Source organism: Agrobacterium sp. 10MFCol1.1 (assembly GCF_000381165.1).
GTDB lineage: Bacteria > Pseudomonadota > Alphaproteobacteria > Rhizobiales > Rhizobiaceae > Agrobacterium > Agrobacterium tumefaciens.
The window spans coordinates 174,004-196,734 of sequence record NZ_KB906072.1; the positions used below are offsets into that span (position 1 = coordinate 174,004).

At 59.5% G+C, this 22,731-nt stretch carries 21 protein-coding genes and 2 tRNA genes; 11 read left to right on the forward strand and 12 right to left on the reverse strand.

Translation table 11 applies throughout. From position 1 onward, the window contains the following. Positions 1-2: 2 nt before the first annotated feature. The 3 genes from betA to betI all read right to left on the reverse strand — a co-directional run bounded on the left by betA (position 3) and on the right by betI (position 3,835). Positions 3-1,652 (reverse strand): choline dehydrogenase, encoded by a 1,650-nt coding sequence (gene betA / locus F617_RS0100970; protein WP_019564155.1) that lies wholly within the window; start codon positions 1,650-1,652, stop codon positions 3-5. A gap of 69 nt (positions 1,653-1,721) precedes the next feature. Further along, entirely contained in the window at positions 1,722-3,203 is a 1,482-nt protein-coding gene (gene betB, locus F617_RS0100975) for a betaine-aldehyde dehydrogenase (protein WP_019564156.1), read from the reverse strand. 11 nt (positions 3,204-3,214) lie between these two features. Beyond that, entirely contained in the window at positions 3,215-3,835 is a 621-nt protein-coding gene (gene betI, locus F617_RS0100980; RefSeq protein WP_003511878.1) for a transcriptional regulator BetI, read from the reverse strand. Between the two features lie 346 nt (positions 3,836-4,181). Between betI and F617_RS0100985 the strand changes: the two genes are divergently transcribed. The 3 genes from F617_RS0100985 (at position 4,182) to F617_RS0100995 (ending at position 7,509) form a co-directional block, all read left to right on the forward strand. Then, positions 4,182-4,421, forward strand: coding sequence for a type II toxin-antitoxin system ParD family antitoxin (locus F617_RS0100985; protein ID WP_025592709.1), 240 nt, complete (start codon positions 4,182-4,184; stop codon positions 4,419-4,421). A gap of 183 nt (positions 4,422-4,604) precedes the next feature. After that, positions 4,605-6,407 (forward strand): GGDEF domain-containing protein, encoded by a 1,803-nt coding sequence (locus tag F617_RS0100990; RefSeq protein ID WP_013635646.1) that lies wholly within the window; start codon positions 4,605-4,607, stop codon positions 6,405-6,407. 88 nt (positions 6,408-6,495) lie between these two features. Beyond that, positions 6,496-7,509 carry an NAD(P)H-quinone oxidoreductase gene (locus F617_RS0100995; protein WP_019564158.1) on the forward strand — a complete coding sequence of 338 codons (1,014 nt, stop codon included), beginning with the start codon at positions 6,496-6,498 and terminating at the stop codon, positions 7,507-7,509. Positions 7,510-8,056: 547 nt separating this feature from the next. Here F617_RS0100995 and F617_RS0101000 read toward each other — a convergent pair. The 5 genes from F617_RS0101000 to F617_RS0101020 form a co-directional block, all read right to left on the reverse strand. Continuing rightward, on the reverse strand, positions 8,057-9,097 hold the full coding sequence (locus tag F617_RS0101000; protein ID WP_019564159.1) for a sulfate/molybdate ABC transporter ATP-binding protein: 1,041 nt from the start codon (positions 9,095-9,097) through the stop codon (positions 8,057-8,059). 11 nt (positions 9,098-9,108) lie between these two features. Beyond that, positions 9,109-9,978 (reverse strand): sulfate ABC transporter permease subunit CysW, encoded by an 870-nt coding sequence (cysW, locus tag F617_RS0101005; RefSeq protein WP_019564160.1) that lies wholly within the window; start codon positions 9,976-9,978, stop codon positions 9,109-9,111. Then, entirely contained in the window at positions 9,971-10,828 is an 858-nt protein-coding gene (gene cysT / locus F617_RS0101010) for a sulfate ABC transporter permease subunit CysT (RefSeq protein WP_013635645.1), read from the reverse strand. The genes cysW and cysT overlap by 8 nt, the downstream gene beginning before the upstream one ends. A 201-nt stretch (positions 10,829-11,029) precedes the next feature. Continuing rightward, positions 11,030-12,055: a sulfate ABC transporter substrate-binding protein gene (locus F617_RS0101015; protein ID WP_003511869.1), complete on the reverse strand. Its 1,026-nt coding sequence runs from the start codon at positions 12,053-12,055 to the stop codon at positions 11,030-11,032. 245 nt (positions 12,056-12,300) lie between these two features. Continuing rightward, complete coding sequence (locus F617_RS0101020) at positions 12,301-12,741, reverse strand: Rrf2 family transcriptional regulator (protein ID WP_003511868.1); 441 nt, start codon at positions 12,739-12,741, stop codon at positions 12,301-12,303. A 204-nt stretch (positions 12,742-12,945) separates the two neighbouring features. Between F617_RS0101020 and F617_RS0101025 the strand changes: the two genes are divergently transcribed. From F617_RS0101025 to cysN, 3 genes are read left to right on the forward strand one after another with little or no spacing between them, the layout of a single operon-like run. Beyond that, positions 12,946-13,728, forward strand: coding sequence for a phosphoadenylyl-sulfate reductase (locus F617_RS0101025; protein WP_013635643.1), 783 nt, complete (start codon positions 12,946-12,948; stop codon positions 13,726-13,728). A gap of 27 nt (positions 13,729-13,755) precedes the next feature. After that, a complete protein-coding gene (gene cysD / locus F617_RS0101030) occupies positions 13,756-14,709 on the forward strand; it encodes a sulfate adenylyltransferase subunit CysD (protein ID WP_003511863.1) in 954 nt (317 codons plus the stop codon). Next, positions 14,709-16,190, forward strand: a complete 1,482-nt coding sequence (gene cysN, locus F617_RS0101035; RefSeq protein WP_003511861.1) for a sulfate adenylyltransferase subunit CysN — start codon at positions 14,709-14,711, stop codon at positions 16,188-16,190. Before cysD ends, cysN begins: the two co-directional genes overlap by 1 nt. A gap of 78 nt (positions 16,191-16,268) precedes the next feature. Here the strand turns inward: cysN and F617_RS27625 are convergent, their stop codons facing one another. After that, positions 16,269-16,496 (reverse strand): hypothetical protein, encoded by a 228-nt coding sequence (locus F617_RS27625; protein WP_019564161.1) that lies wholly within the window; start codon positions 16,494-16,496, stop codon positions 16,269-16,271. A gap of 103 nt (positions 16,497-16,599) precedes the next feature. Between F617_RS27625 and F617_RS0101045 the strand changes: the two genes are divergently transcribed. Together F617_RS0101045 and F617_RS0101050 are read left to right on the forward strand one after the other, a co-directional pair. Continuing rightward, positions 16,600-16,821 (forward strand): hypothetical protein, encoded by a 222-nt coding sequence (locus F617_RS0101045; protein WP_003511857.1) that lies wholly within the window; start codon positions 16,600-16,602, stop codon positions 16,819-16,821. Next, complete coding sequence (locus F617_RS0101050; RefSeq protein ID WP_019564162.1) at positions 16,818-17,138, forward strand: hypothetical protein; 321 nt, start codon at positions 16,818-16,820, stop codon at positions 17,136-17,138. The genes F617_RS0101045 and F617_RS0101050 overlap by 4 nt, the downstream gene beginning before the upstream one ends. Before the next feature lie 160 nt (positions 17,139-17,298). Here the strand turns inward: F617_RS0101050 and F617_RS0101055 are convergent. After that, positions 17,299-17,375: transfer RNA gene (locus F617_RS0101055), tRNA-Pro, on the reverse strand. Positions 17,376-17,639: 264 nt separating this feature from the next. Between F617_RS0101055 and F617_RS0101065 the strand changes: the two genes are divergently transcribed. Then, positions 17,640-18,059 (forward strand): hypothetical protein, encoded by a 420-nt coding sequence (locus tag F617_RS0101065; RefSeq protein WP_003511854.1) that lies wholly within the window; start codon positions 17,640-17,642, stop codon positions 18,057-18,059. A 389-nt stretch (positions 18,060-18,448) separates the two neighbouring features. Next, a complete protein-coding gene (gene mqo, locus F617_RS0101070; RefSeq protein ID WP_019564163.1) occupies positions 18,449-20,182 on the forward strand; it encodes a malate dehydrogenase (quinone) in 1,734 nt (577 codons plus the stop codon). Between the two features lie 263 nt (positions 20,183-20,445). Here mqo and F617_RS0101075 read toward each other — a convergent pair. Further along, positions 20,446-20,520, reverse strand: a tRNA-Gln gene (locus tag F617_RS0101075). Positions 20,521-20,722: 202 nt separating this feature from the next. Here F617_RS0101075 and F617_RS0101080 point away from each other — a divergent pair. Next, entirely contained in the window at positions 20,723-21,631 is a 909-nt protein-coding gene (locus tag F617_RS0101080) for an MBL fold metallo-hydrolase (protein WP_019564164.1), read from the forward strand. Between the two features lie 124 nt (positions 21,632-21,755). On the opposite strand, the gene F617_RS0101085 is transcribed toward F617_RS0101080, so the two are convergent. Continuing rightward, positions 21,756-22,676, reverse strand: coding sequence for a DUF1499 domain-containing protein (locus F617_RS0101085; RefSeq protein ID WP_013635638.1), 921 nt, complete (start codon positions 22,674-22,676; stop codon positions 21,756-21,758). Positions 22,677-22,731: the final 55 nt, after the last annotated feature.

Below are 22,731 nucleotides of genomic sequence, written 5' to 3' on the forward strand. Positions count from 1 at the left end.
CCTCACCGGTCGCTGACAGCCGAGCGCGGGTTTACCCACGGCTCCTGATTGGAGCGCGGCAGCGGGGTTTTGCCAAGGATGTGGTCCGCCGCCTTTTCGCCCGTCATGATCGACGGGCCATTCAGATTACCATAGGTCACATGCGGGAAGATCGAGCTGTCGGCGACCCGCAGCCCCTCCACGCCGATCACCCGGCATTCGGGATCAACGACCGCCATGGGGTCGTTCCTGTCGCCCATCCGGCAGGTGCCGCAGGGGTGATAGGCGCTTTCCAGATGTTCGCGCAGGAAGGCGTCGATCTGGTCGTCCGTCTCCACCTTTTCGCCCGGTTGGATTTCCGGCCCGCGAAAATCGTCGAAGGCTTTCTGGCCGAAAATCTCGCGCGTGAGGCGCACGCAATGGCGGAATTTTTCCCAGTCTTCCGGGTGGCTCATATAGTTGAAGCGGATGACCGGGTCGTCATGCGGATCGGCGGAACGCAGCGTGACATTGCCGCGCGACTTCGACAGGTTGTAGCCAACATGTGCCTGAAAACCATGGCTTTTCGCAGCAGCCTTGCCATCATAGGAGATGGCTACGGGCAGAAAATGGTACTGGATGTCAGGCTGTTTCAGGCCAGGCGCTGAACGCAGGAAGGCGCAGGCCTCGAACTGGTTGGAGGCCCCTAACCCGCCTTTCGACAGCAGCCATTGCGCACCCGCGACCCCCTGCCAGAACCAGGGTAGCCAGGAGTAAAGCGACACCGGCTTGGTGGAGACCTGCTGGAAATAAAACTCCATATGGTCCTGAAGGTTTGCACCCACACCCGGCCGATCCGCCTTAACCTCTATGCCCATGTCCTTCAGATGAGCGGCAGGCCCGATGCCCGAAAGCATCAGCAATTTCGGCGAATTGAAAGACGATGCCGAGACGATGACCTCACGATCGGCCCTGATGGTTTCCACCCCGCCCCTACGCTCGATTTCGACGCCGACGGCACGGCCGCTCTCGATGACGACCTTGCGAGCGAAGCCGTTGACCAGCGTGACATTACCGCGCTTCAGCGCCGGCTTCAGATAGGCATTGGCGGCGGACCAGCGGCGGCCATTATGGATGGTCTGCTCCATCAGGCCGAAACCTTCCTGTTTGGAGCCGTTATAGTCGTCTGTCAGCTCGAAGCCTGCCTGCGCACCAGCCTGAATGAAGGCGTGGAACAGCGGATTGCTGACCGGCCCGCGCTGAACATGCAGCGGCCCATCCGTGCCGCGCCACCCCTCTTCGCCGCCATGGCTGTGTTCCATGCGTTTGAAATAAGGCAGCACATCCGCATAGGCCCAGCCATGCGCGCCCAATTCCTCCCAGCGGTTGAAATCCTCGGCATGGCCGCGCACGTAAACAAGGCCGTTAATGGAGGACGAACCGCCGATGACCTTGCCGCGTGGGGCGGTGATGCGGCGATTGTCGAGGTTCGGTTCGGGTTCGGAGAGATAGCCCCAATTGTAGCGCTTCATACTCATCGGCCAGGCGAGTGCGGCCGGCATCTGGATGAAAGGCCCGAAATCCGAGCCGCCAGCCTCAATGACAATCACCGAATAACGGCCGTCTTCCGACAGGCGATAGGCGATGGCGGAGCCTGCGGAACCGGAACCGACGATGACGTAATCTGCGTGCATGATTTGCTCTCTCTTCAATGAGCGTTGGTTCCGATTGACGGGCTGAGGGTGGGGTCCCCCCACCAAATCTCAATAAGGCGCGTCCACCTTGCCCGTGCTCACATAAACCGTCTTCAGCTCGCTATAATGCTCCAGCGCCGCCGCCGAATTCTCGCGCCCGAAACCAGACTGCTTGGAGCCGCCGAATGGGATTTCCACCGGGCAGAGATTGTAGGTATTGATCCACAGCGTGCCCGCCTCCAGCTGGTCGACCACGCGATGAGCGCGGGCCAGATCGGCGGTGAAGACGCCGCCGGCAAGGCCGAATTCGGTGGCGTTGGCGCGGGCCAGAACCTCATCCTCATCATCGAAATCCAGCACGCACATGACCGGGCCGAAGATTTCCTCGCGCGCGATGGTCATGTCATCGGTCACATCGGCAAACACGGTCGGCTGCACATAGGCGCCCTCGCCTGCAACATTGTTGGGAATGCCGCCGCCGGTTACTAGCGTCGCACCCTCCGCCTTGCCCTTTTCGATATAGCCAAGCACCTTTTCCTGCTGGGCTTTGGAGACCAGCGGGCCGAGATGGGTGGCGTAATCCAGGGGGTCGCCGAGGATCATCGCCTCAGTGCGGCGCTTCAGGTTTTCGAGGAAGCGGTCCTTTGCCTTTTTCTGCACGAAAACGCGGGTACCGTTGGAGCAGACCTGACCGGAAGAATAGAAATTGCCGAGCATCGCCCCGCCCACAGCGCTTTCGATATCGGCATCGTCAAACACGATCAGCGGCGATTTTCCACCGAGTTCCATCGTCACATGCTTGAGATGCCCGGCGGCGGCGGCGGCCACCTTGCGACCGGTGGGCACCGAGCCGGTGAGCGAGACCTTGGCGACATCCGGGTGGTTGACCAGAAGCGGGCCGGTATCGCGATCACCCTGAATGACGTTGAACAGGCCCTTGGGCAGCCCTGCCTCGATCAGGATTTCGGCGATCTTCAAAGCGCCGAGCGGGGTGTTTTCCGATGGCTTGAAGACCATGGCGTTGCCGGCAACGAGCGCCGGGGCCGCCTTCCAGCAGGCGATCTGCTGTGGATAGTTCCATGCGCCGATGCCGACACAGACGCCGAGCGGCACGCGCTTGGTATAGGCGAAATCGCCGCCGAGCGGGATGTAGTTGCCGTTCAGCGCGGAAGGCGCGATACCGCCGAAAAATTCGAAGGCATCGGCACCTGAGGTCGGATCGGCGACAATGGTTTCCTGGATCGGCTTGCCGGTATCCAGCGTCTCGAGCAAGGAGAGCGCCTCGTTGCGTTCACGCATGATATCGGCGGCGCGTTTCAATATACGCCCGCGCGCCATGGGGCTCATTGCCGCCCATTCCTTCTGGGCGCGTTTGGCCGATGCAATGGCGCGCTCGACAATCGCGGGCGTTGCCGCATGCAGCCTTGCAATGACTTCGCCGGTGGCCGGAAAGACGCTTTCGAAAAGCGTGCCGGCATTGTCTTCGACATAGTCGCCGTCAATGAAATGCGAGGCTTTGGGCTGCGCCCTGAGAGACGTCGCGATAGTCATGTCGAATACTCCTAGAGAATGCGGACGGACGGCTTCGGGCGCTGTCCATCAGGATATGGTTTGAGCTGCAAGTCGAAATAGTCTTCGACAAGGGCCGGCGCGGAGGCGAGCCCAAGCGGGGCCGAACGCAGGCTGTGCCTGATATACAGCCCGTCGATAAGGGCTGCCGCACCTTCCGCAATCCGCGCGGCGTCATCGGGCGGGCATAGCCGGTTTAGGCTTGCCATGAGGTTCGAGCGCAGGCGACGGGAATAGAGCACCAGCAGGCGGCGGGTTTCTTCCGAGCGCTGCGCCTCCACATAAAAGGCAAGCCATGCCGCCACCGTCTCGGGCGTGAACTGGTCGCTCTGGAAAGAGACGTGAACGATGGCGCTCAGCCGTTCGCGCGGGCCATTGGCGCGGGTCAGCGCCGCCACCGCATCGCGCCTCAGATCCCGCAGCAGGCTGCGGATGGTTTCCAGAAGAAGCTGCTGCTTGCTGCCGAAATAATGATGCGCAAGCGCCGGCGATACGCCCGCTTCCCGGGCAATATCCGACATTGTCACATTCAGCGAACCATGGTGGCCTATGGTGCGTAACGCCGCATCCACAAGCGCCTTGCGGCGCAAAGGCTCCATTCCGATCTTGGGCATAAGGGTCTCCTTGATGGCGGGCAAAATATACTTGATTGATCAATCAATCAATAAAAAACGCGCCATTTCATGTCGCTGATTTGCCATGGATCAAAGAAAACCGGGCAAGGCCGGATAAGACTAGCCGCTCCCATGCTGAGGAGCCGCTCACAGGGGAAAAACTAAACCGTGATATACTGCAAATTGGGAATGGAACACGTTTCGTGCTAATATGCAGAGTGATACAAATTTCGCTGGAAGCGGCGCCAGACGAAAACTGAAAAAACGCCCGCAAGACCGCGATCCCCATGAGGTCCCGACACGGACCGGAGATGCCTTCGCAACGGTTGAACAAGGGAGTGATATCATGCCAATGGTGACAGTATCGATTTCCCCGGAACAGGCAGCAAGAATGCGCGAGGCCGTGAATAGCGGCGCCTACGCATCCGGCAGCGAGGTCGTAAGGGCCGCGCTGAGACTATGGGCGGCCTCTGCTGCCGCAACCGGCGCAGATACAGAGGCTGCAGCACCTGTCGAGGCGGATCGTGAACGCCTGAATGTCGCGGAACTTTACGCCGCTCACACCGGCCATGTGCGCCGGGCCTGAGGGCCTGCTGGATACCCCTGGCTATTGAGGGGCCCGTGATAAAACCTTCATTAAAGCTTCACAGTCGTGAAAGCTTTTGTTGACCTGTAATCTGCGATTGTCTGCTGAAAAGAGACAAGTTCCCGTGTGTGCATTTGACTTGTCATGCCACCAACGGGGAACTGGCAATAGCGGAGAACAGAAATGCCGGCCGTAACGCTGGAGAACGATGTCATAAGGCGGTTTGCCTCCGGGCACATGTTTCCCATGGCGAAGCTTGTGCTTGAAACCGCATTTCAGCCGATCGTCGAGGCGACGACGGGCACGATTTTCGGATATGAATCACTGATGCGCGGCCATGACCGGCTTGGGTTTTCCAATCCGCTCGCGCTTCTCGACCAGGCTGCCGAGGATGGCGAGCTGAAGGCCTTCGAGCAGATGCTGGCGAGCCGGGCGCTCGCTAAATTCTCCACCCTGGCGGATTTTTCCACCACCACCCTCTTTCTCAATCTCGATGTAAGGCTTATCCCGCACGGGGACGCCATTCTCGACAAGCTCGTTGGCCATCTGGCGCGGGCGGGCATTCCGGCCTCCTCCATATGCTTTGAACTTTCCGAACGTTTCGACAATACCAGCGTGCCGGAGTTCAAGGCGCTGATCGCCCGCATGCGCAAGGAAGGTTTCAAGCTGGCGATCGACGATTTCGGCGCCGGTCACGGCGAGATGAAGCTTTTATGCGACTATCCGCTTGATTACCTGAAGATCGACCGGCATTTCATCAGCGGTGTCGATCATCTTCCGCGCAAGCAGCATCTCGTGCGCAACATCGTCAACATCGCTCATGTTCTCGGCGTCCGGGTCATTGCGGAAGGCATCGAGACCGAAGCGGAATTTCTCACCTGCCGCGAATATGGCGTCGATCTGGTGCAGGGCTGGCTGATCGCCAGGCCGACGGTTTTCACCAGCGAACTTCCCGAGAGCTTTCCGCACCTCAACCGCGTGGGCGTGGCGCGGCGCAACAGCCAGTCGCTGGACGAAATCCTCATCCGTCGCGAAATAGAGCGTCTTCCCACCGTCTATGAGCATGACAGCGTCGACAGCGTCTTCGAATTGTTCCGCAGAAACCCGCAGCAGGCGTTTTTCCCGGTGCTCAACGCCAATGGCGAACCGCGCGGCGTCATCAACGAATATCACCTCAAGGAATACATCTACCGGCCTTTCGGGCGCGATCTCCTCAAGAACAAGATCTACGAGCGCACCATTTCCCACTTCGTCGATCCTGCGCCGATCGTGGGTCTCGACGCCGATGCCGATCAACTGATGAACATGTTCGCCAGCATGGGCGGCAGCGCCTGCATCATCCTGACCGAAAACATGCGTTACGCCGGCATCGTCTCAGCCGCATCGCTCATCAAGGTCATCAATGAAAAACAGCTCAAGATGGCGCAGGACCAGAACCCGCTGACGGCGCTGCCGGGCAACCGCGCCATCGGCGGCTTCATCGCCGACAGCTGCGGCGATGGCGATGAGACCCGTTTCTTCTGCTATTGCGATTTCGACAATTTCAAACCCTTCAACGATAAATACGGCTTCAATGCCGGCGACCACGCCATCACTCTGTTTTCCGCACTGATGCGTCGCTACTTTTTCGCCGGCGACTGCTTTCTCGGCCATATCGGCGGCGACGACTTCTTCGTCGGCGTGCGTGACTGGGCGGTGGAGGAACTGACGGAAATCCTCGAGCGGCTGCTCAGCGATTTTCACGGTGAAGTGGCCGAACTCTATTCGCCAGAGGACCGTCAGGCTGGTCGCATGGTCGGGCTGGACCGTCGCGGCAATGAGCGGGATTTTGCCCTGCTGCGTTGCTCCATCGGCGTTCTCACATTGCCAAAAGGTTTGATCATCGCCAATCCCGAGCGCATCGGCAGCGAGATCGCCGGCATCAAGACAGCCGCGAAAGAAAACGAAGGCGGCCTCGTCATCCGGGTGTTCGGGGAGACAAAATGACATCAGCGACAAAGGGCCTCCTTCCCTAAGCGGTACATCTGTCCTAAATCTTCAGGTAACGCCGACAAATGAGGAATTGCCCCTGGCCATGCCCGAAAATGTGACCCTGCCCAAAAAAATGCGCTTCATCGACCTTCCCTCCCATGGTGGACCGGAGGTGATGCAGCTTTCGCAAGCACCTTTGCCAACCCCCGCCAGAGGCGAAATCCTGGTGAGGGTCGAGGCGGCCGGCGTCAACCGCCCCGATGTCGCGCAGAGACAGGGCGCCTATCCGCCGCCGAAGGACGCAAGCCCGATCCTCGGCCTCGAAATTGCCGGAGAAGTGGTGGCGCTCGGCGAAGGCGTCAGCGAATTCAAACCTGGCGACAAGGTCTGCGCGCTCGCCAATGGCGGCGGTTATGCGCAATACTGCACCGTGCCGGCCGGTCAGGCCCTGCCCTTCCCCAAGGGGTACGACGCCGTCAAGGCCGCCGCGCTGCCGGAAACATTCTTCACCGTCTGGGCCAACCTCTTCCAGATGGCGGGCCTGACCGAAGGTGAAAGCGTGCTCATCCACGGCGGCACCAGCGGTATCGGCACAACCGCCATCCAGCTCGCCAAAGCCTTCGGCGCTGATGTCTATGCGACGGCGGGTTCTGCGGAAAAATGCGAGGCCTGCGTCAAGCTTGGTGCCAAACGGGCCATCAATTACCGCGACGAGGATTTCACCGCCGTCATCAAGGCCGAGACCGATGGCAAGGGTGTCGATGTGGTTCTCGACATGATCGGTGCGGCCTATTTCGAAAAGAACATTGCCGCACTCGCCAAGGATGGCTGTCTGTCCATCATCGCCTTTCTGGGCGGCGCCGTGGCTGAAAAGGTTGATCTGCGGCCAATCATGGTCAAACGCCTGACCGTCACCGGCTCCACCATGCGGCCACGTACCGCTGACGAGAAACGCGCCATCCGTGATGAGCTTATCGAACAGGTCTGGCCGCTCATCGAAAGCGGCAAGGTTGCGCCTGTCATCAACAAGGTCTTCACGCTGGACGAAGTTGTGGAGGCCCACCGGCTGATGGAAACCAGCAATCATATTGGCAAGATCGTGATGCGGGTGTCCTGATCAGACCTCTTGCATTAATGACGAATCGTACTACCTTCTAGTTATGTTCAACGTATCGGAAGGAGGTGATCCAATGTCTAATGAGATTTCGGTCTCTGATGCAGGCAATGGAAAGGGTGGGTTTTCGACGGGGCAGCCCTCGGCGTAAAAACCTCTTGCCTTCGGAACGTTGAGAAACAGTCCCGGGTCTGTAAACAGGACCAAGCTCATGGAAGGGTCGCCTCTGGCGACCCTTTTCCGTTTCTGGGGTGATCGGCGCGTTTACCCGGTTCCCTCATCTCTGTGCTTTTCACAGAGATCCAGCCAGACCAAGTCTTTGGGCTGAATGGAGTTTCACCGCCGCGCAGACGCGCGCCGGCTGGCAACCTGTGACGATCACAGGAATGACGGTGTGTACGCTAGCGTTGCAGACATCTTATACATCCGTCGGACGCGCGTCTGCGCGGCGGAAAGGTTCTTTTCAACCTACGGAGTTGGGTTGGCTGGATACCGGCTCAAGGCCAGTATGACCGGGAACCGCCAGCTGCCAATCGCAGCCGCATCTCCCCTACTTCTTGCCAAACACCTTCCACCGGGTCGGGCGAAACCGCAGTTCGGCACCTACCGCCACGGCGGCGTTGAGGGGCACCTCGATTTCTAGGTGATAGGGGTCATGGCCGTTATTGGCGATGTCGATTTCGGCGATACGGGTGCCGGCGAGGCGGCGACAGGTGGTAACCTTGCCGTAAAGCGCGTTTTTCTCGTCGGTCAGCACCACATCTTCCGGACGGAAGAACAGCTCGCCCTCACCTGCGCCACTTTCGGCGACGCCGATGCTCTCGCCCTGAAACACCACCTGGCCGTCGCGGATTGTCACCGGCAGGCTGGAGGATTCGCCGATGAAGGAGAAGACGAACGGGGAATTGGGCGTGTCGTAGACGTCATCCGCCGTGCCGACCTGTTCTATCTTGCCCTGGCTCATGACAACGACGCGGTCGGCCAGTTCCAGTGCTTCTTCCTGATCGTGGGTAACGAAGACGGTGGTGTGGCCCGTGCGGTCGTGGAATTCGCGCAGCCAGCGGCGCAGTTCCTTGCGCACCTTGGCATCGAGTGCGCCGAAGGGTTCATCGAGCAGCAGCACTTTCGGCTCGATGGCAACTGCGCGAGCCAGCGCCACGCGCTGGCGCTGGCCGCCGGAAAGCTGGGTCGGGTAGCGCTTTTCGAGGCCGGTCAGATGCACCATGTCCAGAAGCTCCGAAACTCGCCTGCGGATTTCCGCTTTCGGCGGGCGGGAGGCGGAAGGGCGCACCTTCAGGCCGAAGGCGATGTTGTCGGCAACCGTCATGTGGCGGAACAGGGCGTAGTGCTGAAACACAAAACCGACATTGCGCTCCTGCACCGAGCGGTGCGAGGCATCCTCATCGCCGAAGAAGATGCGGCCTTGGGTCGGCTGCTCCAGGCCGGCGATGAGGCGCAGCAGCGTCGTCTTGCCGGAACCGGAGGGACCGAGCAGCGCGATCAGCTCGCCGGAACGAATGTCGAGCGACACGTCGTTCAGCGCCGGAAAGCGATCAAACTGCTTGGTGATGCCGGAAACTTTCACTTCCATGAATATGCCTTTCAATGCTTACCGGCTGCGTTGCCCGCGCCAAAGCGTATTTCGAGAATGGTTTTGAGAACGAGCGTCACGAGCGCCAGAGCAGCCAGCAGCGTCGCCACCGCGAAGGCCGCGCCGATATTGTACTCATTATAGAGTATCTCGACATGCAGCGGCATGGTGTTGGTCTCGCCGCGAATATGGCCTGATACGACAGAGACGGCGCCGAACTCGCCCATGGCGCGGGCATTGCAGAGCAGCACCCCGTAGAGCAGTCCCCATTTGATATTCGGCAGTGTGACATACCAGAAGGTCTGCCAGCCGGTTGCGCCAAGCGAGATCGCCGCCTCCTCATCGCCATTGCCCTGCTCCTGCATCAGCGGGATCAGTTCACGCGCGACGAAGGGAAAGGTGACGAAGATGGTGGCAAGCACGATGCCCGGAACAGCAAAGAGGATTTCGATGCCATAACTCTTCAGCCATGGCCCGAGCACGCTGTGCGAAGAGAACAAGATGACATAGACCAGACCCGATATGACCGGCGAGATCGAGAACGGCAGGTCGATCAGCGTTATCAGGAATGCCTTGCCCTTGAACTCGAATTTCGCAATCGCCCAGGCGGCAGCGACACCGAAGATAAGGTTGAGCGGCACCGAAATGGCAGCGACAAGCAGTGTCAGACGGATGGCAGAGAGAGCATCCGGCTCGACGATCGCTTCCCAGAAGGCATCGGCGCCTTTGCGAAATGCCTCGAAGAACACCGATACCAGCGGCAGCACGAGGAAAGCCGCAAGGAACAGGAAAGCAATGGCAATCAGCACCAGCCGGGCAGGCAGGCTCTCGCTGGCGGGATCGCGGAACGGTCGGGACGAGGTGCGGGAAGCATCAGACATAACCGTACCTCTTGCGGCTCCAGGCCTGAATGAGATTGATGAGGAACAGCATGGCGAAGGAAATGATCAGCATGATGGTAGCGATGGCCGTCGCGCCCGCATAATTGAACTCCTCCAGCCGGATGACGATGAGGAGCGGTGCGATTTCCGAGACGTAGGGAATATTGCCGGCGATGAAGATGACCGAGCCGTACTCTCCGATACCGCGCGCGAAGGCGAGTGCGAAGCCCGTCAGGATGGCGGGCGTGAGGCTTGGCAGCAGCACCCGGCTGATGGTCTGGAAACGGTTGGCGCCGAGCGTTGCCGCCACCTCCTCCACCTGCCGGTCTATTTCTTCCATGACCGGCTGCACGGTGCGGACCACGAATGGCAGGCCGATGAAGATCAGCGCGATGACGATACCGGTCGGCGTAAACGCGATCTTGATGCCGAAGGGTTCGAATAGCGAGCCAACCCAGCCGCGATTGGCATAAAGCGTGGTGAGCGCGATGCCGGCAACCGCCGTCGGCAGGGCAAAGGGCAGATCCACGATGGCATCAACGAAACGCCGGCCGGGAAAACGATACCGCGTGAGAACCCAGGCGACGATGACGCCAAAAACAGCGTTCACCAGTGCGGCGATGAAGGCGGTGCCGAAACTGACGCGCAGCGCATTCAGTGTACGGCTATCGACAGCGATCGCAATAAAATCTGCAAAACCAAGTTTCGCCGTGGACCAGATGAGGCCGCCGAGCGGAATAAGAATGATGAGAAACAGATAGGCGACCGTGTAACCGAACGTCAGGCCGAAGCCTGGTATCACGCTCGATTGACGCCACTTCCACCTGTTTCCGGATGTATTATTGCTCATCAACGCTCCGGATAATCTTTAGTTTGGCACATTTCCGGACAGAAAACCGGGGTCCACTTTTCCTGGAAATGCTCTCTGGGAGCCGGTGTTCCCCGGCCTCGTTATAAAGGATCGACCGGCACGGTGTCCGGTCGATCGATTTGTCGTTTTTCAAGTTCCCTTAAGCGGGGTGGGCGGATTTGTCTTCAGCCCATCATCCGCTTACTTGGCGGGCTTGTAAATCTGGTCGAAGATGCCGCCGTCACCGAAATGTTCAGGCTGCGCCTTGGCCCAACCGCCAAACTGCGGATCGTCGATGGTGACGAGCTTGATGTCGGGCAGCTGCTTCAGCAGATCCTTGGAGACAACTGCGGGGTTCGAAGGACGATAGAAGTGCTTCGCCGCAATGTTCTGACCTTCGTCGGAATAGAGATATTGCAGATAGGCTTCCGCCGCCTTGCGGGTGCCCTTGGCGTCGACGTTCGCGTCAACCACGGCGACCGGCGGCTCGGCGAGGATCGAGATCGGCGGCACGATAATGTCGAAGGCATCCGCGCCGAATTCCTGACCGGCCAGATAGGCTTCGTTTTCCCAGGCCAGCAGCACGTCGCCGATCTGGCGCTGCGCAAATGTGACCGTGGAGCCGCGGGCACCGGTATCGAGCACCGGAGCGCGCTTGTAGAGTTCGCCGACATAGGCCTTGATCTTGTCCTGATCGCCCTTGAACTCTTCATTCGCCCACGCCCAGGCGGCAAGGTAATTCCAGCGTGCGCCACCAGAGGTCTTGGGGTTCGGGGTAACGATCTGCACGTCGCCCTTTACCAGATCGCCCCAGTTATGGATGCCCTTCGGGTTGCCCTTGCGGACGAGGAACACGATGGTGGAGGTGTAGGGCGAGGAATTATGCGGCAGGCGGCCGCGCCAGTCCTTGTTGATCTTGCCGGAATTCTGGACGATGGCATCGATATCGCTCTGCAGCGCCAGCGTCACCACATCGGCTTCCAGACCGTCGATGACCGAGCGAGCCTGCTTGCCGGAGCCGCCATGCGACTGCTGGATCGTGACATCCTCACCGGTATCGGCCTTCCACTTCTTGGCGAAGGCTTCGTTGAAATCCTTGTAGAGTTCGCGGGTCGGATCATAGGACACGTTAAGCAGCTTGGTCTGCGCGGCAGCCGAGCCGACACCTCCCAGAGCCAGCGATAGACCGAGAGCGAAAACGCTCAAACCGGACAGAAGCTTGGACATCGGTATTCCCTCCTGATGAAGATGGCTTAACTCTACTGGACCGGTAGAGTTGGTCAATGAGGCCGAATACGATCGAAAAAGTGTTTCCCGAGAGCGTTTCCACGGGCAACAAATACAGCGCAGCATAGGCGAAAGGCGCAACAAGCGTCGTGTAAAACTTTGCTGAATGCAAAACCGTTTCACATTTTTGACGATTTTTTAGCGTTACGGCGAAAAATATTCAGGGGTTTTAGACGATTTTTTCGTCAGGCCGTCAAAAGTTCGGGCACTTCCACACCTGAAACGGCATCCGCAACGGTGGTGTTGAAAAGGATATTGCGGGTGGCATCGGCCACGCGGGCGAAGACGTGGCGTATCTCGCACTGCTTTTCGCCATCGCAATCCTCGCACCGGCGATAGGCGGTCTGCGACAGGCAGGGCAAGGGAGCCAGCGGCCCGTCGATGAGGCGCAGCACCTCGCCGAAGGTGATATCGGCAGCCGGGCGCGCCAGCAAATAACCGCCCTGCTTGCCGCGCCTGCTTTCGACGATGCGTTCCTTCTTCATTTCGAGAAGGATCTGTTCAAGGAATTTTTTCGGAATGGCCTGTTCGCGGGCAATATCGGAAATTTGCACAGGACAGCCGCCGTCGGCCTTTGCCAGCGAAAGAAGCGCCCTCAGCGCATATTTTGCCTTCTGCGAAATCATCGTGAAACCAGTAGAACACAAGCCCGGATACCCGGCAATTCCGGCTTAGCGCAGAAGTTGTCACAATTCAAATCCAAGCTGCAAAGAAGGTGAACGGGCATCTTTTGCTCATAGATCGTGCGCGTGAGGCATTTTTGCTCTGAAGTGCAGCGCACAAAGACTGTCATTTCTGTTCCAGAGGCCCGATTTCAACAATAATCGGCCATGGAAATCCCGGACGTGACAATGACGATCAATTCAGCAAATGCCTCTGCCGATACCGCATCCCTCGACGCCACGCTTGCCGGGCTCGATCTTGCGGGACGACTTTCCTTTATCGCCGGTCTTGGCGGCCGTGCCGTCTTCACCACCAGCCTCGGCATCGAGGACCAGGTCATCACGGCGGCCATCGGCACCCACCGGTTGCCGATCGACGTCGTGACGCTGGAAACCGGCCGGCTCTTCAAGGAAACCGTCGATCTCATCGAGGAAACCGAGGAGCGCTTCGGCATCGACATCCGTCGCTTCCGGCCCGAACAGGACGATATCGACGCCTATGCCGAAAAATACGGCCTCAACGGTTTTTACGAAAGCATCGAGGCCCGTCACGCCTGCTGTCATGTCAGAAAGCTGATCCCGCTCGGCAAGGCGCTGGAAGGTGCCACCTTCTGGATCACCGGGCTCCGCCGCGGCCAGTCGGGCAATCGTGCGACCACACCTTTTGCCGAGTTCGACGCTGAGCGTAATCTGATCAAGGTCAATGCCTTGGCGGACTGGGACATCGACCAGATCAAGGCCTATGTCGCTTCTGAAAACATTCCCGTCAATCCGTTGCATGCGCGTGGTTACCCCTCCATCGGCTGCGAGCCGTGTACACGCGCTATCAAGCCCGGCGAGCCTGAGCGCGCCGGACGATGGTGGTGGGAAAACGACGAGAAGCGCGAATGCGGTCTTCACGTCGCCGGTGCGGACCAGACATCCGCCATTTCCGCCATCCCACAACGATAATCATTCAGACCAGTTCCGGAGTTTAAAATGTCCAACGCAGTCCACGAGACGGACAGCAAGAATACTGTCGCATCCAAGCCGCCGCTCGATCCGCATCTGAAGGCGCTTGAAAACGAAGCCATTCATATCTTCCGTGAAGTCGCCGCCGAATTCGACAATCCCGTGATGCTCTATTCCATCGGCAAGGATTCATCCGTGCTGCTGCATTTGGCGCGCAAGGCATTCTTCCCAGGCCGCGTGCCCTTCCCGCTGCTGCACGTCAATACGGGCTGGAAATTCAAGGAAATGATCGAATTCCGCGACAAGATCGTCAAGGAATATGACCTCGATCTCATCTCCTATACAAACCCGCGCGGCGCGAGCGAAAACGTGACGCCCTTCACCCACGGTTCGGCGCTCTACACCGACATCATGAAGACGGAAGCGCTGCGCCAGGCGCTGGACGCCGGTCAGTTCGATGCCGCCTTCGGCGGTGCGCGCCGCGACGAGGAAGCAAGCCGCGCCAAGGAGCGCATCTATTCCTTCCGCACGCCGGACCACAAATGGGACCCGCGCAACCAGCGCCCTGAGCTGTGGAACATCTATAACGGCATGGTCCGCAAGGGCGAAAGCGTGCGCGCCTTCCCGCTCTCCAACTGGACCGAAGTCGATATCTGGCGTTACATCGAGGCGGAAAATATTCCGCTGGTGCCGCTCTATTATGCTGCCGAACGCCCCTATATCGAGCGTGACGGCATGATGATCCTTGCCGAAGACGAGCGGCTGGAGCTGCTGCCCGGCGAAGAGATCCAGCACGGCTCGATCCGCTTCCGCACGCTCGGCTGCTTCCCGCTGACCGGCGCGATCCACTCCGAGGCGGCGACGCTTCAGGAGGTCATCGCCGAGCTGGAAATCGCCACCGTTTCCGAGCGGCAGGGCCGCGCCATCGATCGAGACCAGTCCGGCTCGATGGAGAAGAAGAAGCGCGAGGGCTATTTCTGATGACCGCCGCTGCTACCAACACCGCCTCCACGGCCACCATTCTGCCCTTTGCCGAACATTCGAAGGCGACGCGTGATACGCGCCCGCTTCGTCTCATCACCTGCGGCAGCGTGGATGATGGCAAATCGACCCTGATCGGCCGTCTCCTGTGGGACACCAAGGCCGTCAAGGAAGATCAGGCCGCCACCCTGCACCGCGATAGCGGCAAGCAGAACGATCTCGGCCTGCCCGATTTCGCGCTGCTGCTCGACGGGTTGCAGGCAGAGCGCGAACAGGGCATCACCATCGATGTCGCTTATCGCTATTTCTCGACCGACCGGCGCGCCTTCATCGTGGCCGACACGCCCGGCCATGAGCAGTATACCCGCAACATGGCGACCGGCGCTTCCACGGCCGATCTCGCCGTGCTTTTGGTCGACGCGCGCACCGGTATTCTGGAACAGACACGCCGACACGCCACCATCGCGGCGCTGATGGGCATCCGGCAATTCGTGCTGGCCATCAACAAGATCGACCTGACGAATTACGACAAGGCAGGTTTTGAGCTGATCGCCCACGAATTCCGCGATTTCGCCTCCGACCTCGGCATCAAGCAGATCACAGCCATTCCAATGTCGGCGCTGAAGGGCGAAAACGTCGTGCTATCAGGCAAGGCCTCCATGCCCTGGTATGAAGGCCCGACGCTGGTCGAAACGCTGGAGCTTGCCACGGTGCGCTCGGCGCAATCGGGTGGTTTCCGCTTCCCTGTACAGCGCGTGTCGCGCCCCGGCGAAAGTTTCCGCGGTTATCAGGGCACGGTTGCCGGCGGCTCGGTCAAGCCGGGCGATAGCGTTGTCGTGCTGCCGTCGGGCATGGTCGCGAATGTCAAGCAGATCGTCACTTTCGATCTGGTGCGTAACGCCGCCGTTGCTGGTGACGCGGTCACGCTCGTTCTCGACCGTCAGGTGGACGTCTCGCGCGGCGACATGATCGTGTCCATCGAGGCACAACCGCAGACAGGGCTTGCCTTCGACGCGCAGATCGTGGCGTTGCAGCCGGGTGGCATCGAGGCTGGCAAACGTTACTGGCTGAAAAGCGGCAGCCGCCGCCAGCGCGTCAGCGTGCAGCCAGTCAGCCAGCTCAACCTGAAAGAAGGCGAATGGCAGGCGCACGAGACATCGCTGCCGATGAACGCCATCGGCAAGGTGCGGCTCTCCTTCGACGAGACGGCGATCTTCGATGCCTATGAGCAGAACCGGGCAACCGGCTCCTTCATCCTGATCGACCCCGACACCAACAACACGGTGGCGGGTGGCATGATTGCCGGCAAACGCAGCGTTGGCGCAACGGAAGAACAGGGTGACCGCGTCATTCTCTCCCTGCCCGCCCATCTGGCCGAGAAGCTTCTGGCAAGCGAACTGCTGGCCAAGCACCGCGACGAGATCGACATCCGCCGCACGGATGGCGCGACAGCCTCACGGCTGATCAGCGATCTGGACTGACAGACACGCGCACACAACAAAAAGGCGACCGCCCAAGCGGTCGCCTTTTTGTTTGAAAGCCTTTGGATCAGGCCTCGTTTAAAACACGAACATGTAAAGCAGGATGATCACAAAAATCGGAACACCCATCGCCCACAGTGCAATACCTTTTAGCATGTTATCCTCCATCGTTGTTGTGGTGGGATAACGGTTGAGGCGTGGTTGCGTTCCCTGCGACTGCGCTGACGACGGGTTCATCGCAGTCGATAACGTCAAACGCATCAAGTTTTCGACGCTTGGCAGAGCCCAGAAGATGGCCAGCGTCATGGCGCCGTGTTCAGGCCCGGTTAATGACCGACACCTCACTCTCTCAGCAATGGAACTGCGTGGTTCAGCGCACGTTAGTGTCCGTCATTGGGAGATGAAGATTATGAAAATTCTGACTGCAGCGATCTGCCTGGTTTCGGTGGGCATCCTAAGCGGCTGTGTCGATGATCGGGGCTACCGTAGCGGCGGATATTATACGACAGGCGTGTACTACCGCACCTATGAACGCGATCGCCACTACCGTGACTATGACCGTCGTGACTGGCGCGACCGGAGGGATTGGCGTGATCGTCGCGACTGGCGCGGTGATTACCGCTACCGATGATCGACTGGACCTACATTCAAGACCATTGGGATTGGGCGGGGCACATTCTAGAGGCCGTCATCATGGCGGCGGTTGTCGCCGTTCTGTTTCGCCTGCTCGTTAGCTGGCGGATCGCGTGGATAATCGGGCTGGCCTTCGCCGCCGGTCATTTTCATGGCCGGGAAAAGCGGGACTACGAGGTGTCCGTAGAAATGCCTCCTCCCCATCTGGAAGGTTATTACTTCTGGAATTGGTCCTGGGATGGTTTAACCGACTTCTGGCCGACGGCTCTTGTTTGCGTTTTGCTCATTCTCCCGTTGGCGAGGAGGAGAAATTGACCTTCCGTGCAATCACCAAAGTCGTGATTTGCAGCCGCGGACGCCGAATGCGTTTACCCGTCCGGTTTTAAACGGTCAGGTCTCCGTACGATGCCTTGATCCAAGGATCTTCAGAAGTGTTGGGATCATTTGAAAGCCCCGGGAAATATTGGGCTTAAGCTGGTCGGAGTGAGAGGATTCGAACCTCCGACCCCGTCGTCCCGAACGACGTGCGCTACCAGACTGCGCTACACTCCGTGACCAGCGGCGCTTCTATAGACCAGCCTCCAGCATTCGACAAGCGGCATATTGCATTTTTTGTGACAAGTTTTCAACGCGCTGCCAAGGGCGGCAGCCAAGTGCCTGCCGCACCGGGCGGCGTGTGGGAAAACGTTACAAAAAAGCAATTGTGGCAGGAAATTTTCGTCAAGCGGCACAGCTCCCCTGCCCGTCGCCGCCAAATCTGCTAGGGGAACGTAATGACCGGCGGGAAGCCGGACACGGCACAAAGGACATTTCACCATGCTATTTCGCAGCGTAACGCTCGCAGGGCTCGCCATTGCGCTCTCCGCCTGCACGACATCGACGGGCTCTGCCCCTTCCTTCACCCAGAAGAGCCCCGTTGAAACGCGGTGGGTCGGTCAGTCCGCAGGTATTTTCTTTGCAAAATTCGGCCCGCCGCTGAGCGACACGGAAACCGGCAGCTCGACCATCTATAACTGGCGCGGCGGTTACAAAAAGGCCACCATTCCGGCCAAGTTCGAAGAAGGCAAGGACGGCAAGAAGGGTCGCCAGATTTCGCCCGCCCGCACCGCCTCGCTCTCCTGCACGGTTCAGCTCACCGTCTCCAGCGACTACACGATCACTTCGGTACGCACGGTTTCCGACCGCCCCGGCGTCAACGGCCCGAGCTATTGCGCGGAATTCCTCGCCGCAAACTGAGTTTTCGTCCAGCAGACGAAACGAGCCAAGGCCTGCCCTAACCGGCGGGCCTTTTCACTTTTTTGCGATTATTGTCATTTTTCCTGAATTTTTTTCACACGGATCAGCGCAACCTGATCCGCCAAGCGCGGCAAACGCCGAATTGACGGCGTTTTCGCGATATTCGCGCTTGAGACACTTTCAACCGTTTGAAAGCACCGTCTAATCCTCGCAACCACAAAAATGACAATCCGCAAAATGGCAAAAACTGCCAATGCGACCTTATGTCCCGGCAAAATCCCCGCAAAAGCGCTTGAACTGGAGTGAATAGGTCAGGGTTGTGCCGGTTTCGGCTTTGCTGTAACGGGGCGGCTGGGAGGAGTGTTTTTAACACAAAACAAGAATCAGGTATGGCCGTGACTCCCATCGATCAAGACAAATCCCAGCTCACTGATCTTTCCTCAGACGCGCTTCCCTCCCATGCGCTTCCAATGAACCGCAGACAGGTTCTCGGCACTGCGCTCGCAGGGCTTGCAGCGACAGCGCTGCCGACATCCTCGCTTCTCGCCAATACGGCTACCAAGAAGGTCGACGTGCTTCTGATCGGTGGCGGCATCATGAGCGCGACGCTCGGCGTGTGGCTGCGTGAACTAGAACCAACCTGGTCGATGCAGATGCTCGAGCGGCTGGACGGCGTGGCGCTTGAAAGCTCCAACGGCTGGAACAATGCCGGCACCGGCCATTCCGCGCTTGCCGAGCTGAACTACACGCCGGAAGACGACAACGGCAACATCAAGATCAGCCAAGCCGTCAACATCAACGAATCCTTCCAGATTTCCCGGCAGTTCTGGGCATGGCAGGTGCGTAACGGCGTTTTGAAGAACCCGCGCTCCTTCATCAACCACACGCCGCATATGAGTTTCGTCTGGGGCGATGAAAACATCGCCTATCTCGAAAAGCGCTACGAGGCGCTGAAGGCAAGCCCGCTTTTTGCCGGCATGGAATATTCCAGCGACCCCGAGCAGCTTAAGAAATGGGTGCCGCTGATGATGGAAGGCCGCGATCCTTCCCAGAAGATCGGCGCGACCTGGTCGCCGCTCGGCACCGACATGGAATTCGGCGAGATCACCCGCCAGTTCGTTTCGCATCTGCAAAGCGACCGAAATTTCGACCTGCAAGTCAACAGCGAGGTTTCCGATATCCAGCGCAATGCCGATGGCAGCTGGCGCGTGACCTATAGCAACCTGAAGACCGATGCTGAGCAGACCGTGGATGCGAAATTCGTGTTCATCGGCGCCGGCGGCGGTGCGCTGCATCTGTTGCAGATGTCTGGTATTCCGGAAGGCGACAATTACGCCGGTTTCCCGGTTGGTGGCTCGTTCCTGATCAACGACAATCCTGACGTGACGATGCAGCATCTGGCCAAGGCCTACGGCAAGGCCTCGGTCGGCTCGCCGCCCATGTCGGTTCCACACCTGGATACCCGCGTGCTTGGTGGCAAGCGCGTCATCCTGTTTGGACCATTCGCCACCTTCTCCACCAAGTTCCTGAAGGAAGGCTCCTATTTCGATCTCGTCTCCTCCGTCACGACAAGCAATGCCTGGCCGATGGTGCGCGTCGGCATCGATGAATATCCGCTGGTGGAATATCTCGCCGGCCAGCTGATGATGTCGGACGACGACCGATTTGCCGCGTTGAAGGAATATTTCCCGAACGCGAAGCAGGGCGAATGGCGCCTGTGGCAGGCGGGCCAGCGCGTGCAGATCATCAAGCGCGACGAGGAAAAGGGCGGTGTACTCAGGCTCGGCACGGAAATCGTTGCCGCGCAGGATGGCAGCGTCGCCGGTCTGCTCGGCGCCTCCCCTGGCGCCTCCACGGCCGCACCGATCATGCTGAGCGTTCTGGAAAAGGTCTTCAAGGACAAGGTGGCAACACCGGAATGGCAGGCCAAGATCCGCCAGATCGTTCCGAGCTACGGCACCAAGCTCAATGACGACCCGGAAAAAGTGCAGCAGGAATGGGCCTATACGGCCGAGCACCTGCAATTGCCGACCCCGCCGCAGATCGATCTTGGCGTGCTGAAGGGCGCGGGAGCGGCACCTGCTGGCGCGCCGGTGAAGAAGGTTCCGGATATCGCGCTTTAAGGCTTAGCCGCGATTTTAAGTTTGGACGCCGCGTGTCTTTGGATGCGCGGCGTTTCTGTTTAAGCAGGCCTTTAACACACACGCGTCATCCTGGCCTCTTCGCGAGGATCCATGGATTTCAACGGCTTGTGGATCCTCGGGTCAAGGCTGATGATGACGGAGGACAGATTTTCGCGCGTTACAACATCCGGGATCGCAGCGAAATGGTACTGCTGATAGATGCACGCCGGCACCTGTGCACGCTGTTCTGATTTTGGAAGTGATGGCTGGGGCGCCAGGATTCGAACCTGGGAATGCCGGTACCAAAAACCGGTGCCTTACCGCTTGGCGACGCCCCAACAGGGCAGCTTGGGCGAAACGCCGCTGCCTGAACCGGGCCTGATTAGCAAAGCCTGCCCGACGCGGCAATGACCTGACGGCTTATTTTTTCACAAAATCCAAGCTTTTTGGATGCCGTGCCTGACATGGCATGTTAGGGCTTGGCGATTGCGCGGCTGAGGCTGCGGCTCTGCGTGGCATGGCATATTTCAGGAGGCCTTGATGGCGGACCCGGCATTCGATCTCGATTTCAGGCCGGCCTATGGCGAGGCGGTTCCCGTTGCCCCGCTCATCCAGCGCATCACCGTCAACAATCCTTCCGCGTTTACCTTCCATGGCACCAACTCCTATATCGTCGGCGACCGGTCCGTTGCCGTCATCGATCCCGGCCCGGAGGATGAGGGGCATTTTCAGGCGCTGATGGCGGCGCTTGATGGACGCGAGGTCACCCATATCTTCGTCAGCCACACCCATCGCGATCACTCGCCGCTTGCGCAGCGGCTGCGGCAGGCGACCGGCGCTATCACGGTTGCGGAAGGCCCGCACCGCGCCGCCCGGCCACTGCATGTGGGTGAGACCAATCCCTTTGCCGAAAGTTCCGATACGGCTTTCGTGCCGGATGTGGCACTTGGCGACGGGCAGAGCCTTTCCGGCGACGGCTGGGCGCTGACGGCGCTGCACACGCCGGGGCACACCGCCAACCACGCCGCTTTCGCACTGGAAGGCAGCGGCATCGTCTTTTCCGCCGATCACGTCATGGCCTGGGCCACCACCATCGTCGCACCGCCTGATGGGTCGATGAGCGATTACATGGCCTCGCTGGAGCGCCTGCTCGCCCGCGACGACCGGCTGTTCCTGCCCGGCCATGGCGGCCCGGTCAACGATCCCGCAGCCTTCATGCGCGGGCTTCGCGCCCACCGCCGCATGCGGGAACGGGCGGTTCTGAAGCGCATCCGGGAAGGCGACCGGCGGATCGCCGATATGGTGAAGGTGATCTATGCCAGCACCGACAAACGCCTGCACGGGGCTGCGGCACTTTCCGTACTGGCCCATATCGAAGACCTGATCGAAAAGGGCGAGGTGCGGACCGAGGGTGCGCCTTCGTTGCTGGGGGAATATTTTCCGGCGTGAGGCAGGCGTCTGGGCGCAACGCTCATATCGGCGTCATCATATCCGGTTCAAACATTTCAACCACCGTCGCATTTTCCCCGTCGTTCCGGCATTGAGCCGGAATGACGAAGAAGGAAACTAAGCCTCAATTGTCGTTCAGGCCCTGCATTTCCGCGTCCAGCGCATCGAGATAGGCTTCTGCGATTGCTGCACCCATGCCGAGATCGTGCGGGCCGTAACGGGAGGCAACGCGCACATCGACGATCGTGGTTTCCGCCTCCTCTTTCAGGCGGATGAGGATGTCGAAACGCAGGCCCCAGATGCGCGTGCGCTTTTCGCCCTGCATCAGCACCACGCCGCTGCCGTTAAAGAAGGTGGGCTGCGGTGCCTCGACCGGCCGTGCCATGGGAACCGGCACGATGGAGGGGAGGTCCTCTACCGGCGCTTCCTCGGTGGGCTGCGACTTGTCCTGTTCGGGAACGCCGACGGAGGGCGGCTCCACCGTGCCGATGACGCCTTTGGTATGGGTGATGCGGATGCTCTGGGCGGCGGCCATTTTTTTGGCGGCGGTGTAGATGCGGTCTATCGCACCTTCATAACGGCGTCCGGCAAGGCTTGCATAGGCCACGGCCTGCGCGTCCCGGTCCGCTTTTGCAACAGTGGCCGGTCTTGCCAGCCATTGCTGATTGGCAACGGGCGGCACCAGCCATTCCGGCGCATCGGCAAGATCGGTGGAGATGTCGTAAATCTTTGGCTGCTGCCAGTACAGAAATGCGCCGTAACCGACGACGCCGAGCGGCAACGCCGACAACAGCAGCGCGGCAAGCGCAGAAAGGCCGCCGCGCGCACCCGTGGTCCATAGCCGTTCAAGACCAACCAACGCCAGAAGCATCGCCACCAAAGCGATTCCAGCGGCTATCATCAGCAGGCCGACGAGATCGGGCGTCGTCAACGGTCCGAAACGGTGGATGCCGGCGGCGACAAGAAAAAGCGCCAGCGCCGCCATACCGAGATAGCGGGAAAGATAGGCTGCAACTGAAAAAGGCCGGACGAAACGCACAGTCATGGAAGCGGATATCCGTTAGATCGCATTGGCGTAAAAGCGTTGCACCCGAAATCTG

Bases quoted from the DNA above. Each gene is read 5' to 3' on its own strand.
- betA (WP_019564155.1), bottom strand. From the start codon at position 1,652: ATGCACGCAGATTACGTCATCGTCGGTTCCGGTTCCGCAGGCTCCGCC.
- betB (WP_019564156.1), bottom strand. From the start codon at position 3,203: ATGACTATCGCGACGTCTCTCAGGGCGCAGCCCAAAGCCTCGCATTTC.
- betI (WP_003511878.1), bottom strand. From the start codon at position 3,835: ATGCCCAAGATCGGAATGGAGCCTTTGCGCCGCAAGGCGCTTGTGGAT.
- F617_RS0100985 (WP_025592709.1), top strand. From the start codon at position 4,182: ATGCCAATGGTGACAGTATCGATTTCCCCGGAACAGGCAGCAAGAATG.
- F617_RS0100990 (WP_013635646.1), top strand. From the start codon at position 4,605: ATGCCGGCCGTAACGCTGGAGAACGATGTCATAAGGCGGTTTGCCTCC.
- F617_RS0100995 (WP_019564158.1), top strand. From the start codon at position 6,496: ATGCCCGAAAATGTGACCCTGCCCAAAAAAATGCGCTTCATCGACCTT.
- F617_RS0101000 (WP_019564159.1), bottom strand. From the start codon at position 9,097: ATGGAAGTGAAAGTTTCCGGCATCACCAAGCAGTTTGATCGCTTTCCG.
- cysW (WP_019564160.1), bottom strand. From the start codon at position 9,978: ATGTCTGATGCTTCCCGCACCTCGTCCCGACCGTTCCGCGATCCCGCC.
- cysT (WP_013635645.1), bottom strand. From the start codon at position 10,828: ATGAGCAATAATACATCCGGAAACAGGTGGAAGTGGCGTCAATCGAGC.
- F617_RS0101015 (WP_003511869.1), bottom strand. From the start codon at position 12,055: ATGTCCAAGCTTCTGTCCGGTTTGAGCGTTTTCGCTCTCGGTCTATCG.
- F617_RS0101020 (WP_003511868.1), bottom strand. From the start codon at position 12,741: ATGATTTCGCAGAAGGCAAAATATGCGCTGAGGGCGCTTCTTTCGCTG.
- F617_RS0101025 (WP_013635643.1), top strand. From the start codon at position 12,946: ATGGAAATCCCGGACGTGACAATGACGATCAATTCAGCAAATGCCTCT.
- cysD (WP_003511863.1), top strand. From the start codon at position 13,756: ATGTCCAACGCAGTCCACGAGACGGACAGCAAGAATACTGTCGCATCC.
- cysN (WP_003511861.1), top strand. From the start codon at position 14,709: ATGACCGCCGCTGCTACCAACACCGCCTCCACGGCCACCATTCTGCCC.
- F617_RS27625 (WP_019564161.1), bottom strand. From the start codon at position 16,496: ATGACGCTGGCCATCTTCTGGGCTCTGCCAAGCGTCGAAAACTTGATG.
- F617_RS0101045 (WP_003511857.1), top strand. From the start codon at position 16,600: ATGAAAATTCTGACTGCAGCGATCTGCCTGGTTTCGGTGGGCATCCTA.
- F617_RS0101050 (WP_019564162.1), top strand. From the start codon at position 16,818: ATGATCGACTGGACCTACATTCAAGACCATTGGGATTGGGCGGGGCAC.
- F617_RS0101065 (WP_003511854.1), top strand. From the start codon at position 17,640: ATGCTATTTCGCAGCGTAACGCTCGCAGGGCTCGCCATTGCGCTCTCC.
- mqo (WP_019564163.1), top strand. From the start codon at position 18,449: ATGGCCGTGACTCCCATCGATCAAGACAAATCCCAGCTCACTGATCTT.
- F617_RS0101080 (WP_019564164.1), top strand. From the start codon at position 20,723: ATGGCGGACCCGGCATTCGATCTCGATTTCAGGCCGGCCTATGGCGAG.
- F617_RS0101085 (WP_013635638.1), bottom strand. From the start codon at position 22,676: ATGACTGTGCGTTTCGTCCGGCCTTTTTCAGTTGCAGCCTATCTTTCC.